The sequence below is a fragment of the Desulfovibrio intestinivivus genome, assembly GCF_053570665.1.
Map to the genome: position 1 here is coordinate 3,170,936 of NZ_JBRBQT010000001.1, position 14,060 is coordinate 3,184,995.

Sequence of the window (14,060 nt, forward strand, 5' to 3'; positions counted from 1 at the left end):
TCACATAGCGGACCGGGCCGCTTCCTCCATCTTAATGATCAGCTCGCTGATGGCCACGGGCTTGAGCATGTAGTCATACGCGCCAAGATCAAGCCCCTGCACGGCCACGCCCATGCAGGCATGCCCCGTAAGCAGAATAACGGGCAGATTGGGGGCTTTTTCCTTCATGTGGCGCAGGGTTTCCAGACCATCCATGCCGGGCATGCGCACATCCATCACCACAATCTGGAACATCTCGCCCGATTGCAGGGCCTGATCCAGCAGATCAAGGGCCGACTGACCATCGGGCGCGGTTACAACTTCCATACCTCGCCGGGTAAGGCGTTTTTCCATCAGCTCCAGAAATTCCACTTCGTCGTCCACAAACAATGCGCGCATGGAGGCCTCCTTCATATGGCAGCATGCCCCGTTGGGGCCGCCTAGTGGTATTATGCTTCTGCGCTTTCTTCAGGCGCGAGCTGCGGCGGTTCCGCAGGCAGAAAAATATTGAATGTGGTGCCGTGCCCAAGTTCGCTCTGCACGTCTATGCGCCCACCGAGCTTTTCAAGAATTGTGTAGCAGATGGCAAGGCCAAGCCCCGTGCCCTCGCCCACCTTCTTGGTGGTAAAGAAGGGGTCAAAAATCTGCCGCAGGGTTTCCTGATCCATGCCCGGCCCGGTATCGGTAAAGGAAACGCGCACTCCAGTACGCCAGGGCTGCGTGCTGACGGTCAGGGTGCCATTCTTGCCCATGGCATCAATAGCATTGTCTATCACATTGATGAATATCTGTTCAAGCTGGGCCGGGTCGGACAAAATTACGGGAACATGCGCATCGTACTGCCGCACGATGGCGATATTGCGGTTGGCGGCTTCGGTTTTAAGCATTTCCACGGCCTGATCGGCCAGGGAACTGATAAGAATTTCCGTACGGCCCGGATTCATGCGCCGCCCAAAGCCCAGCATGCGCTGGGTTATGCCCTTGGCGCGCTTGACGTGCTGCTCGATTTTTTCTGTACTATCAAAAATTTCTTTGTAATTCTTCATGGTTGACGGGTCTTCATCATCCAGCAGGTCGCGTATCCAGCCCGCGTTTTCCTGAATGAGCATCAGGGGATTGTTGACCTCGTGCGCCACGCCAGCCGCCATCTTGCCCAGAGCGGCCATCTTGCTTGACTGCAACATACGCGCGTCAATGTGGGCCTGCTTCTGATCCGAGGCTTCAAGCGAAGCCACAAGCCGCCGGGTGCACAGCTCCGCGCCCATGCAGGTCAGCGCGCCGCCAAGCAGGGTAAAGAAGAGTATCAGCGCCTTGAGCTGCCGCAGGGGCTTGAGGCTGTCGCGCACATCATCCATGACCACCAGCACCCACGGCATGGAATCCAGCCGCATCATGGCCACCACCATTTCTTCCCCGCTGGGAATGACCGTGCGCATGGTCACCACATTGTTGCGGGTCAGATCCTCCTGCGGCGGGGTAAAGTTCCCCATGATAGGGCCATAGAATCGTGAACTAGTTTGCAATACTCCGGTATTGCTAACGATAAATGCGTCACTGTGCGGGCCGGAGTATATGCGCCGCAGCAGTGCGTCAATGGCGTCCATGTCGATGGTGGCGCGCATGATATAGGTGCGCCCGCCCTCGTGCCGCAGCACGGCAATGATAAAGTGCGGCACATGGCGATAGCCCATGAATACATTGCTGACGTACACGCCCTTGCGCAACACCTCCGAGAACCAGGGGGCCTCGGAATAATTGGCGTCCCGCAGGTCAAACGGCCCCACATAGGATACATGGCGGCCATCCATACCGATAATGCCCAGATCAACAAACGAACGGCTGTTGCTCTGCATCACGCTGAAAATCTCGCTCAGGCGCGCGGAATTGCTGAGATCAGAATACGGATGGGTGAAGGCCAGATTTTTGACCTGCGCGATGCGCTCTACCATGAAGGTATCAAGGGCGCGGTGCTTGCTGCTGATGACAGCCTCGATGCCCGCAGTGATTTTTTCGTCATAGATGGCGCTGAGCCTGTCCAGACAAAATATCCCCAAAGCGACCAGCGGCGTGAGCGCCATGAGCAGCAGCGTTATCAGCAAACGGCGATATATGGCCCTGTAGCCTCTGTGGGATGCAGGCACGGTGGACGACATTAACGGGCCTCCTGGGATGGAGAATCAACAACGCCAGCCAGGGATTCTCCCCTGAAAAGCGCCCGGCAGTGGGCCAGCATTTCCTTGCGGCGGGCCGCAACCTGCCCAGGGTCCTGCATGATCATGTCAAGCTGGCGGGTGTGGATGGTCATATACCCTGCCACTGCCAGCAGGCGTTCGCCTTCTTCCTTGTCCATATCCTTGAGCGTGGCGCTCACGGCATCGTTGCGCACCACTGGTGAAAAACCGAATTCCCAAAGGATATCAGCCACAAAGCGCACCCGAAGAATACGGCGCTCAATGTCTGCAGCACCGCCGCGCAACTGGAAATTCAGATAGTTCTCGCTGGTGCGCTCCGAAAGTCGCGCCTCAACCGAAACAAAATGGAAGCCAAAGCGGGAATGCAGGCTGCAATAATCGCTGGAGATAAGAAAATAATTTTTTTCAGTGAAATACGCCGTCTGCGCCGCAGGATCCAGATTGGGGTTGGCTGTGGCCTCAAAAAGCACAGAAAGAAAACCCTTGCCATCCACAGGTGGCGGCCCCTGCCAGGGGTGGGCGTTCATGCCCTGCCACAAGGCCAGCATGGGCAGCGAGGCAATGTCTTCCACGTCAATGACAGGCCCGTTGGGGGTACGCACAAAGCCATCACTGAGGTTGACCACCCAGAACTGCTTGACCACTTTGTCGCGCAGTTGCTTGATGCGCTGCGGCGCGTACTTTTTTTCTGAGCCAAGGCTGAACATGGCGCTCACGGCCTTTTCGTGGCAATAGCGCACAATGTCGTGATAGGTGGCGCAGTTGGCCGCCTTGAAGTCCACGCTGTCCACCTCGAGCGTCAGGGGCAGAATGCGGCGGGAGGCGGTTTGCAAAATCTGGTATACGGGGCTGCCGGGCATGTAGTCCTTGCCCGGGGGTACCTTGGGCAACAGGGAATCCTGCCGGTTTTCGTACACGGTGCACAGGTCTGCGCAAAGGGTGATGCGCTGATCACTTTCTACCACTTCCGTGGCCCATTTGAGGCCAAAGACGGCGGGCTTGCCGAACTCCCGCGCCAGCGAAGCCAGCCGTGATCCCTGAAAACCGCGCTCCGCCACAATCCCGGCAGCGCGGTCAATGAGCGAACCCCAAATGTAATTGTCATCTGACACCACAAGGATACCGCCGGTGGGGAACCTGCGCGCGTCTTCCCAGCGGCGGGCCACCCAGGCAGGGCCGGATACGCGGCCCGGATTGACCGTAAATCCCCCTTCCAGCAGCAGGGCATCATCCAGCGCCCTGGCTGGTTCCGGCAAGGCGGGTTCTTCCTCCTGCGGCAAGGACATGGGGCGCGCCATAAGCATAAAAACCCGACCCTCCGGGTTGCACACCCAGGTGAGCACCTCGGGCCTTCCGGCGGCTTCTTCCACTGCGAGGGCAAGCTCTGCGGCGCGTATGGCGGTGGCATCGTCCAGCACCGGACGCTTGGCTTTATAAGGACGGCGGTCTGTCACCGTGTGCGGCGCCGCGCGCGAAACACTTATGGCGTCCACCGGCAAGGTGGAATACTCCACCTCCTGCGGCAGCCCCGCGCACCCAAAGACGTGCACGTTCTCGCTGTGCGGGGTCAATGGCGCGGATGACTGGGCAATGCCGCCAAAACAGCCCTCATCCACCGCCATACAGGTGAGGCAGACGCCAGCCCCTCCTTCCGTCAGCCCGCGAGCACGGCGGTAAACCAGAGCCTGAGCGCGCTGCTTGCTGGACAGGGTTACGCGCACCGCACGCAAAATATCATCGTCATGCGCCTGCAACGAAACAGGCGGCCCCCAAAGTACAACGCCGCAGCCTTCGCCCTCGCCCGCGGCAGGCGGCCATACGCGCCCGCGCAGCAAAAGCTGCATGGGCTTGCTGCAAAGGCCGCGTAAACGCTGTACCTGCTCAAGGATAGCTGCGGCAAGGTCTTCCGGCAGGGGGGTTCCCTCCACCAGCGCGCCCAGCTTTTTGGAAAGCCGCGCCAGATGGTTTGGGGCCAGGCCGCCAGCAGCCTGAATGCAGCGGTTGATCTCGCTTTGCAGGTCGCCGCTCTGAAAATAGTGCTGACACCCCGCCGCCGTGACCACAAAGCCCTGCGGCACGGCACCGGGAAAAATGGGGCGCAGTTTTTCAAGCCGGGCGGTTGCCGGGTCCACCAGCACCCGCCCCTCGCTGTGCAGGGTTGCCAGACATCCGGCATCGTCCTGACACAGGGGAACAACCAGCGGCCCGAGCAGGCAGGCTTCCGGCTCGTATACTTCTTCCGCCACCAGCTTTTGCAGTTCACCAAAGCGGGCGTAAAGGGCCGGGCAAGGCGCGGGATCAAGCCGCTCAAGCTGCTTGATGCACTGAAAAACCTGGGTGGCCATAGAGGTGCAGAGCGCCCGCACACGATACAGGCCAAAGGGATGATCGCAGCAAAGCGTGTATTCCAGATCGGTCATGGTTTCCTGAAAGGCGTTCCATGCCGTAAGAAACAGGCGGAAGGAGTGGTGCCGCAAGGCAAAAAAGCGTTGGGCTTCCTCCGCCGCACTGACGGAAGAAGAGGAAACGGCTTCGTCGCCCCGGCGGGCGCCTCGCGTTAAAAAGCCCAACAGACGGCTCAGGGACATGGCGGCTCCACAAGATAAGGCTGTAAACCTGCGACAACGCGAAAAACCACGCCGCGCCAACAGTTACACATTGAACCTAGCACAGCACTAAGCCGCCTTCAAGCCGCATGTGACAGAATTCCCATTCTCAAAAAAACAAATGTGGAAAAGAAAATTATGGATAAAACTAAAGAGGCGCAACGCCGTTGGGCTGTTGCGGCACAGGCATGCCACCCTGCGGATTGCCTTGGGGATCGCCCTGCTGACCATCGTCCATATCGGCCAGAAGGCGTAACTGGGCCATGCACTGCTCCACAAACTGGGGTTCGCCCACATCCTGCCGCAAAAAGGCGTTGATGTCCGGCATCTTGGTAATTGCTGCGTCAATTTCCGCATTGGAGCCCTTGGCGTAGGCACCGATGTTGATCATGTCTTCCACGCGGCGGAAGGTGCTCATGCAGCGGGTGACAACGCGGCCTGCGAGAACATCCTGTCGGTCGCAGATATCGGAACGCAGACGGCTGATGGAACGCAGCACGTCAATGGCGGGAAAATGCCCCTGGTCGGCCAGATCGCGCGTAAGCACAATATGCCCGTCAAGGATGGAACGCACGGAGTCGGCGATGGGTTCGTTAAAGTCGTCGCCGTCCACAAGTACGGTATAAATTCCCGTGATGGTTCCCTTGGCGGAACGCCCCGCCCGCTCCAGCAGCTTGGGCAACTGGGCAAAAACCGAAGGCGTGTAGCCCTTGGTGGTGGGCGGCTCACCCACGGCCAGCCCCACTTCGCGGGCAGCCATGGCAAAACGGGTTACGGAGTCCATCATCAGCAGCACGTCCATGCCCTTGTCGCGGAAATATTCCGAAACAGCCGTGGCTGCGTAGGCCGCGCGCATGCGTACAAGAGGAGACTGGTCTGACGTGGCGATAACCAGCACGGAGCGGGCCATGCCCTCGGGGCCGAGGTCGCGCTCCATAAATTCCACAACTTCGCGCCCGCGTTCGCCAATGAGGGCAATGACGTTGACATCCGCACGGGTATAGCGGGCCATCATGCCCATGAGCGTGGATTTACCCACGCCCGAACCGGCCATGATGCCCACGCGCTGCCCCTTGCCAAGGGTCAGCAGGCTGTTTACCGAGCGCACGCCCACATCAAGAATATCGGTAATGCGCGGGCGTTGCAGGGGGCTTGGCGGATCGGCATAGATGGGCACCAGCTCGGGATTCCAGTGTTTGCGGGCCTCCTCAAGCCAGTGGGGCACAAAGGGGCGCTGCTCTTCCTGTTGGCGGATAAAATCCTCTCTGGAGCTTTCCCCAGAGGGCAGGGGCGAAACGTAGAGTTCCGCGCTTATGGGCGCACCGGCATCCAGTGGGGTACCAAAGGCGTCAAAGGCGCGGCCCAGCAAATCCGGCCCTACGGGGAACACCGGGGGCAGACTTGTGTTGCGGATACGGCTGCCGGGGCGGATGCCCCGCATGTCGCCATAGGGCATGAACAGAAGATTGCCTTCGCGAAAGCCCACTACTTCGGCGGCGATGCCGTTGTCGCCTTCATCGGGCAGCATGTGGCACACGGCCCCGAGGGGCGCGCGCAAACCGCTGCCCTCGGCCACTAGGCCCACGACCTTGTTGACCTTGCCGTAGAGGCGCACGGGAGTGCTTGTTTTGAGCAGCTTTATGCAGGAATCTGGGTCAAGCTTCATGGCTGGCTATCCCGGCTGGCCGTTGCCCGAGCCGGGCAGAAAGCCCCCGCTGACAAAGACGCTGGAAGAAGATTGCGAGACGTGTTCCTTTTCCTCTTCCGGCAGGGGAAAGAGCTCGTCCTCAAGCTCGGCAAGGCTGGGATTGGCATTGTGTTCCGCTGTCTGAGCATGGGCAGGTTGCGGAGCATGCGCCTGAGCAGGCTGCCCTTCAACACCATCATCAGGCTGCGCCACCGGGGCCGGGGATGATTCTGCAACCTGCCCGTCTGCCTGAACTCTGGGTTCTGGCATGGAATCCTGCATCATTTCGGGAGAGGCATTGGCAGAAGGAGCAGCGGCATCGGGCTGCGCGGCAACATCAGCTGGCGCAGGCTCCTGACCATGCTCAAAAGATTCAGCGGCAGCAACCGTATCAACAGCCCCAGACGCGGGCATAACTTCACCGGGCGCGAGGCCAGCGCCATCCTGTCCGGCAAAGGAGGCCTGCTCCGGCTGCGCATCTTGGGCCATATCTGGTGCAGATTCGTGCGCAAATTCCGGCCCAGATTCCGGCCCAGGTTCCAGCAAGGATTCAGCCTGAGTTTCTGCCGGATGTTCCGGCAACAGTTCCGGCTGACCCGCCGCACCCTCTGGCGCTGCCGCCAGTTCAGCCGCATCCACAGGCGCGGGTTCCGCAACAGGGGCAGCCTCGGGCACGACTTGCGTCAGCCGTGCAGATTCACGCGCAGCTGTGGCGCTCACCTCTTCACGCGCCCTTTCTTCCTCTGGGCGCGGCGGCAAGGTCAGATGCTCCAAAATGCCATTGACCATTTCACGGTAATGTTCGCGCAGATTCTCCACCGAACCGCTGACGCTCTCGGCCACAAGGCCGCCAGCCTCAACAGAAGGATCGCCGTTCACGATCCATTGACTCAGCTCGGGCACACGCTCGCGGGCGGCCCGAAACAGGTCGCTCACGGTATCCTCGTCATCGGGGTGCACGCGGATGCTCACGGTGGCGCGGTCTTCCAGCAATTGCAGGGAACCAAAGACCAGATTCTGCAAAATGCGCTGATGCTCGGCCTGCAAAATCCAGCCGGTTCCGGCCTCAACGGCCACGCGGGCCAGCTCGGCCAGTTCGTCGCGCCAGGCTTCGCCAAGGCTGTGCCGCTGCACCTCAAGAGCGCGCAGCATGTTGCCGAGCATCTGCCCCACATCAACGCGGAACTCCTTAAGCTCGGCCCCGGCCTGCTCCATGCCCGCCTGAAAGCCCTCGTTATGCGCATTGCTGTGGATAAACTCGGCTTCTTCGCGCAAATCGCGGGCCTTGCCGTGCTCGGCCTCGGCCTCGGCCAGTTCTGTCTGCGCCTGAGCCTTGAGTTCTTTCGCTTCGCGCGTGAACTGCTCCACGCGGGCCTGAGCCTCGGCCCCGGCCTCTTCCAGCACCTTTTGCCTTTCGGCGTAGGCTGCGCCAAGAATCTCACGCGCGCGTTCCTCGGCCCTGGCGCGCACCCGAGCAAGATAGTCCTCCTGCTGCAGGTGCTGGACGCGTTCACGGAGCAAGGGTTCCTGCATGGCATCAAGCTGCTGAGGTGTTGCCTCGCGCTCGCCCATGAAGATGGTGCCCCATTTTTTGCGCAACTGGTCTGACGCCATGCCGGGTTCCGATGGTTACAGATTCTGCGGCAGGCCGCTACACAAACACGTCGCCAGCGCCACGGCTGATGACAAGCTTGTTTTCGCCTTCAAGCCGCCGCACGATCTTGACGACGTTCTGCTGGGCCGACTCCACATCCGAAAGCTTGGCCGGGCCCATGAATTCCAGTTCTTCGCGAATCATGTTGCCCGCGCGTTCCGACATATTCTTGAAGAACTTTTCCTTGAGGTCGTCGCTGGCGCCGCGCAGGGCCAGGGTGAGATCTTCGTTGGAAATTTCCTTCAGCATTTCGCGTACGCCTCGGTCATCAATATTCTTGCAGTCCTCAAAGACAAACATGAGGTTGCGGATATCTTCGGCCATCTGCGCGGAATCTTCCTCAATTTCGGAGAGCACTTCCTCTTCGGTGGCGCGGTCCACAGCGTTGAGAATTTCTGCCACAGACTGTACGCCGCCCACTTTTTTGCCTTCCTTGCCGCCCATGGCGATAAGCTGGCTTGTGAGCACCTTGTCCACTTCCATAAGCATTTCTTCCGGCACGGCTTCAAGCCGCGCAAGGCGCATAAGCACCTCGGCGCGCACGCCTGCGGGAAGGTTTGTCAATAAATTGGCGGCCTGATCCGGATGCAAATGCCCAATAATGAGGGCCAAGGTTTGCGGATGCTCGTTGCGCAGGATCTGCGAAAGCAGCTTGGGGCTGACCGATTCCAGCTCGCGGAAGGGCGCGGGGCCGGTTTCAAGGCTCAGGGAGTCCATAACGTACTTGGCGGTTTCAGGATCAAGATTCTTGACCAGCAGGCGTTTCAGCGTTTCACTGCCGCCCGTGATCATATCCACGCCTTCAACCAGCGATTCGTGAAATTCGCGCAGCACTTCTTCGACTATTTCGCGCGGCACAGGCTCCAATTCCACGATAGCTCTGGAGATGTCGGCTATTTCCTGCCGGTCCATGCGTTTGAACACGTCAGCCGTGAATTTGTCGCCCATGGCGAGCAGCAGCACTGCAGTACGCTGTTTGCCGGTCAACTCCATCTCCTTACTCCTTCACCGAGATCCGCACTAGGCTGCTCGGGGTTGCTTATTCCTTGTCTGCAAGCCAGCGCTTGATAAGCCGCACGGCCTGATCCATATGCTGCTCGGTAATGTGGAAGAGCCGCATTTTCAATTCTTCAACGCGCTGATTGCTTTCTTTTTGCGCAAGGCGCAAGGCCTTGAGCTGCGAGAGCGTCGAGTTGCTTTCCGTCAATTGACGGTTCGGTGCTTTAGGCGGTAGCTGTTTCATCATTTTTCATCCAGCCGCGCACCAGCATCACCACCTGCTCCATATGATTATCAGAAAGGGTGAAAATGTGCGACTTCAAGGCTTCAATATCTTTGAAAACAAGTTCATCGTCTCCATCAGCTTCCGGCTCGTCCTCTGCCTTGGAGGCCTCTTCAAGAGCCTCATACAGAGCCAGCTGTTCTTCGGCTGCGGGCAGGCCTTCAAGCCCCTCAATCATTTCACCGGCTTCAACCTTGGGCCGGATGAGGGCCAAAACCACGGGCCGCACCACAAGCATGAGGAACAAAAAGGCCAGCAACGCGTTGAGCAGGGGCTTACCCAGCCGTTCGGCATAATCGGCCAGTATTTCGGCAAAATTGGGATCCTTGGGCGGCTCGGAATCCGTAAACGGAGCGGAGCTTACTTCCAGAGCATCGCCACGGGCCTTGTCCAGACCCACGGCATTGGTAACAAGCTGGCGCACCCGCTCAAGGTCATCGGCCTTGCGCGGCACAAATGTCCACGCTCCGCTGGTCTTTTCATACGTCCCATCGATAAGGACTGCAACCGTCATACGCTTTAAATCGCCCACATTGGATACGATTTGCTGCTCTTCCTTGTTAATTTCGTAGTTGGTGGTACGGGTTTCGCGGCTGCCGTTCTGCTGTGAAACAGATCCGGCTATGCCATCACCACGGAAGTTGGCATCCGGCGAGCCACCCTCAAGATTCGAGCGGCCCTGCTGGGTTTCTTCACTGCGCTGCTCGCTGCGTACTGCGGTTTTTTCGGGGTCAAACAGTTCGCGGCGGATGGTGCGCTGGCTGAAATCCATATCCACATTGACCTTGGCGATAACTCGGCCAGGGCCAAACATGGGCTGCAACATTTCTTCAATGCGGCGTTCAAGGTTGCGCTGCACCTGCTGGCGGTGTTCCATCTGGGTGGAGCTTGCACCAGCGAGGCTGTCTGATTCCGGCTGATACAGCACCTTACCGCCATTGTCTGAAATGGAAACATGCGTTTTGTCCAACCCTTCAACAGCCATGAGCATCATGTTGAGGATGGCGTTGATCTCTTTCTGGTCGGGCTTGAGGTTGGGGCGCTTGAGCTTGAGCACAACTGAAGCAGAGGGGGACTGGCGTTCTTCCACAAACAGGCTGCGGTGCGGAATGACCAGATGCACGCGCGCGCTTTCCACATTGGGGAACTCGCTGATGGTGCGCGAAAGTTCACCCTGCAAGGCACGGGTGTAGTTTATTTTCTGCACAAAGTCGGTTTGCCCGACCTTGACCTTGTCAAAAATTTCAAAACCAATGCCCTGCCCCACAAGACCGCCTTCGCCCGCGATCTTGATGCGTTCATCGTACACAACTTCCTTGGGAACAAGAATGGTCTTTCCGTTGTCCGTAAGCTGGTACATGACCTTGTCGGCCTGGAGCGACTTGATGACAACGCTGGCGTCTTCGGCGCTGAGGTTGGAATACAGCACTTTCATGTCGGGCCGCGAGGCCCAGACAGAAAGGCCAATGGCCGCAGAGCTGATGAAGACAAATCCACCCAGAACCATCACGCGTTGCGCAACGCTCATTCTGGCCCAGACTGCCTTGATGGAATTGACAAGTTGCATAAGAAAAGCCGGCATATGGTTGCTCCTGCGAAGACGTGGCGTAATTCCGGCACTTTGGCCGGGCATATGCCCTGCCAAAGCAATTGCCATGCCACATTACAACATACTGAATTATATAATTTTTTAAAACAGTCCTCTGATCCATTCAAATTTGTGACGCTGCGCCAGAAACGCCTAATCCCCCAGGGCACAGCCCGTGGGGGATTAGGCGTTCAGGAGTATCACGCGCGGAAAGGAAAATCTGGAAGTTGTAAAATACACCTGCCCGAGCGTATCGCAACGTAAATAAACGCTCCGCGCCCAGGCTGGAACAGCTGCTCAGGCAGTTTCCTAGAACTGCATGCGGGAAATTTCCTTGTAGGCCTCAAGCACCTTGCCGCGCACGGCAGAGGTCAGCTTCATGGCCATGCTGGATTTCTGCATGGTGATCATGAGTTCGTGCACATTCTGGGTGCGGCCTGCGGCGAAATCTTCGATAGCCGCATTTTTGGCGCTGTCCAGTTCGTTAACCTTGTTGAGCGAACTTTTGATGGTGCCGGAAAAGCTGTTCTGCGGCGTCACCGGCGTGTGCGCCTGTGTGGGATATTTGATAAAATCCGCTTGGGCGCCAAAATTTTCGCCACGGTCAACGCTGTCGCGCAAAAGGCTCTGGTCAAGGGTTTTGGCAAACTGGGTCTGGCCGCCGATGGAGCCGCCCTGCTGCAGGCCGCTCTGCACCTTGCTGAAATTCTGCACTGCCTCGCTGTACGCCCGCATGCCAACTGCCTGAATGCTCATAACAACCTCCGCGCTCCAAAAAAATCTTTTTTATGCTGTCATCGTGGTCATGGCTTAGGGGCTGCTTCTAAATAAAAAATTTTGCGCCGAGGACAAGGAAAACAGTGTTTTTTTACGACAGGAGTGGACGCTTTCTGTCCATGACTGGAGTAAAAAATGCTGGATGACGCAGTGATCGGCCAAAAGAATTATTTAGTAACAGACCCTAGCGGCCAATATCCAAAGCCTTGATGAACATGCCCTTGACGGCATCCACTGTGGTGACGTTGGCCTCGTAGTTGCGCTGGGCAGTCATGAGGTTGGCCATTTCCTCAACCACGTTGATATCGGGGTACATGACGTAGCCTTCCGCATTGGCGTCAGGATTGCCTGGCTCGTACACACGCTTGAAGGGCCGGTTGTCCATGGTCACGGCAGAAACACGCACGCCCTGCACCGCCCTGTCGAGGGCCGAACGCATGTGGATGGAAAAAGGATCATCCACATCAGCCGTTTGCTGCACCACGCTACGCCGACGGTACGGCCCGCCCTGGGGCGTGCGCGTTGTCTTGGCGTTGGCAAGGTTCATCGAAATGGTGTTGATGCGGGTGCGGTCGGCTGCAAGGCCGGACGCGCTGATATCAAATGCCGTCATGAAGTCCATGGCTTCCTCCTACACTGTCCGCTGCCGGGGTTCTTATGCCGCGTATGGAAGCGGCGCGGCGGCGGGCAAAAATCAGGACTGCTTGCCATCCTGAATGATGTTGTTCAGTCCTTCAAAAGACTTGCTCATCACCTGGGTAAGCGCTGTGTACTGCAACTGGTTCTTGGCGTGCTTGGCCATTTCTTTATCAATATTCACGCGGTCTTCGCCGTGAACAACACGCGGTTTGACCGCCATATCCCATTCCGGCCCAAAAGAATCAGGCCTGAAAGCCGTGGGCATATGAGAAGATTCCGTGCGGGTCATCTCCCCGCTGGAATCAAGCCCAAGGGCCGATTGCAGTTCTTTTTCAAAAGACAGTTCGCGCGGCTTGTAGTTGGGCGTCTCCACGTTGGCGATATTGCCCGAGATGACGTTTTGCCGCTGCAACTGCATATCCATGACCTTGCCCACAAGGCCTATCTGCATATTGAACATTGATTTCATACTACGTACCCCCGTGGTTCACGGAAATCTGCTTGCCAAGCCTTTAGCAACAAGCGTTCCACAATATAAAAAGCATGTAATTAAGATATGTTAAAAAACAAAGAACGGGCAGAGGTCGGTATTTTGACAGACGCAGGGAGTTCCGGCAGGCCAGAACGCAAGCGCAAAAAACAAAAAACCCGCCCGAAAATCCGGGCGGGGTCAATCTGGCAGGAATGGACGAACTGCGGCTTACAGTTTCATCTGGGCATCGGTAACGCCCAGAGCGTGCAACTGCAAATAGATGCGGGCGCAGGCTTCCGCATCCGACCCTGCATGGTGGTGGTTCAGCGCTATGCCAAAGTAGGCACTCACGCTGCTGAGCTTTTTGGAGGCAAGCGGCAAACTGCGGCGGGAGCCTTTGAGCGTACACAAAAAAGGCGCACAGGGTTCCTGCACTCCCACTGCATGGCAGCTTGCGGCAAGCACACGCTTGTCAAAGGAGGCATTGTGCGCAAGCAGGCTGCCCGCCCCTTCAAGAAAGGCATCTATTTGCGGCCACAGTTCGGCAAAAGTGGGCGCATCCTTCAGCATGGGCCAGGTCAAACCGTGGATCTCGGTAAACATCACGCGAGATGACGGCGGCCTGATGAGGCTGTAAAAAATATCGGTCACGCTGCCCTGCTCAATACGAGCAAGGCCCACGGCGCAAGCGCTGTGGGCCGAGTAGCCGGAAGTTTCAAAATCAATAGCTACACTACGGCTCAAATCTGTAGAAACCACACTTACTCTTTTGCAGCTTTGTGGGCGGCTTCGGCCAAACGCGCCTTGATATAGTCGCGCATGACGGCATCGTCGTCCTCGAGGTTAAAGCAACGGGCGTCTTCGCCCATGAGGCCGCCGGGCACAAAGTCGCCCTTTTCGCCGGGGTCAGAGACCATTTCGTCATAAAAACAAATGGAAAGCCAGCGGCTTGCCGGTTCATCATCCACCACATCCAGCAGCACAAAGAGTACACGTTCGGTCTGTACGCTGTGGCGCGCCCGCAGGGAATAACTTACGCCGGGCCGGGCCTTGAAGGTAAAGGAAATATTGCTGTGCGCGGCCAGAAAATTCATGTATTCCGTAAATGATTTCTTGATGTTAAGCGGGTCATCCTGCCAGGAATCAAGAAATTTACGCAGTTCTTCGGAACCTGTAACTTCCAT

13 protein-coding genes are annotated in these 14,060 nt (G+C 57.8%); all 13 read right to left on the bottom strand.

Translation table 11 applies throughout. The features are described 5' to 3' along the window. Positions 1-378 (bottom strand): response regulator, encoded by a 378-nt coding sequence (locus tag ACUZ9P_RS13485; RefSeq protein ID WP_192112020.1) that lies wholly within the window; start codon positions 376-378, stop codon positions 1-3. Between the two features lie 50 nt (positions 379-428). Further along, entirely contained in the window at positions 429-2,132 is a 1,704-nt protein-coding gene (locus ACUZ9P_RS13490; protein WP_449250092.1) for a sensor histidine kinase, read from the bottom strand. Further along, positions 2,132-4,759 carry a PEP/pyruvate-binding domain-containing protein gene (locus ACUZ9P_RS13495; RefSeq protein WP_449250093.1) on the bottom strand — a complete coding sequence of 876 codons (2,628 nt, stop codon included), beginning with the start codon at positions 4,757-4,759 and terminating at the stop codon, positions 2,132-2,134. Before ACUZ9P_RS13495 ends, ACUZ9P_RS13490 begins: the two co-directional genes overlap by 1 nt. A 166-nt stretch (positions 4,760-4,925) precedes the next feature. Next, positions 4,926-6,443, bottom strand: coding sequence for a FliI/YscN family ATPase (locus ACUZ9P_RS13500; RefSeq protein ID WP_449250094.1), 1,518 nt, complete (start codon positions 6,441-6,443; stop codon positions 4,926-4,928). 6 nt (positions 6,444-6,449) lie between these two features. After that, positions 6,450-8,078, bottom strand: coding sequence for a FliH/SctL family protein (locus ACUZ9P_RS13505; protein ID WP_449250095.1), 1,629 nt, complete (start codon positions 8,076-8,078; stop codon positions 6,450-6,452). Positions 8,079-8,115: 37 nt separating this feature from the next. Beyond that, positions 8,116-9,111, bottom strand: coding sequence for a flagellar motor switch protein FliG (fliG, locus tag ACUZ9P_RS13510; RefSeq protein ID WP_022659219.1), 996 nt, complete (start codon positions 9,109-9,111; stop codon positions 8,116-8,118). Positions 9,112-9,157: 46 nt separating this feature from the next. After that, positions 9,158-9,364 carry a flagellar M-ring protein FliF gene (locus tag ACUZ9P_RS13515; protein ID WP_449250096.1) on the bottom strand — a complete coding sequence of 69 codons (207 nt, stop codon included), beginning with the start codon at positions 9,362-9,364 and terminating at the stop codon, positions 9,158-9,160. Beyond that, on the bottom strand, positions 9,342-10,982 hold the full coding sequence (fliF, locus tag ACUZ9P_RS13520; protein WP_449250097.1) for a flagellar basal-body MS-ring/collar protein FliF: 1,641 nt from the start codon (positions 10,980-10,982) through the stop codon (positions 9,342-9,344). Before fliF ends, ACUZ9P_RS13515 begins: the two co-directional genes overlap by 23 nt. Positions 10,983-11,297: 315 nt before the next feature. Next, positions 11,298-11,744 carry a flagellar hook-basal body complex protein FliE gene (gene fliE, locus ACUZ9P_RS13525; RefSeq protein ID WP_308588011.1) on the bottom strand — a complete coding sequence of 149 codons (447 nt, stop codon included), beginning with the start codon at positions 11,742-11,744 and terminating at the stop codon, positions 11,298-11,300. Between the two features lie 205 nt (positions 11,745-11,949). Continuing rightward, positions 11,950-12,387 (bottom strand): flagellar basal body rod protein FlgC, encoded by a 438-nt coding sequence (gene flgC / locus ACUZ9P_RS13530; protein WP_240824572.1) that lies wholly within the window; start codon positions 12,385-12,387, stop codon positions 11,950-11,952. 72 nt (positions 12,388-12,459) lie between these two features. Beyond that, positions 12,460-12,873, bottom strand: a complete 414-nt coding sequence (gene flgB / locus ACUZ9P_RS13535) for a flagellar basal body rod protein FlgB (RefSeq protein WP_298998634.1) — start codon at positions 12,871-12,873, stop codon at positions 12,460-12,462. A 231-nt stretch (positions 12,874-13,104) separates the two neighbouring features. Next, positions 13,105-13,635: a 3'-5' exonuclease gene (locus ACUZ9P_RS13540; protein WP_449250098.1), complete on the bottom strand. Its 531-nt coding sequence runs from the start codon at positions 13,633-13,635 to the stop codon at positions 13,105-13,107. A 2-nt stretch (positions 13,636-13,637) separates the two neighbouring features. Then, positions 13,638-14,060 carry a hypothetical protein gene (locus tag ACUZ9P_RS13545; protein WP_298998638.1) on the bottom strand — a complete coding sequence of 141 codons (423 nt, stop codon included), beginning with the start codon at positions 14,058-14,060 and terminating at the stop codon, positions 13,638-13,640.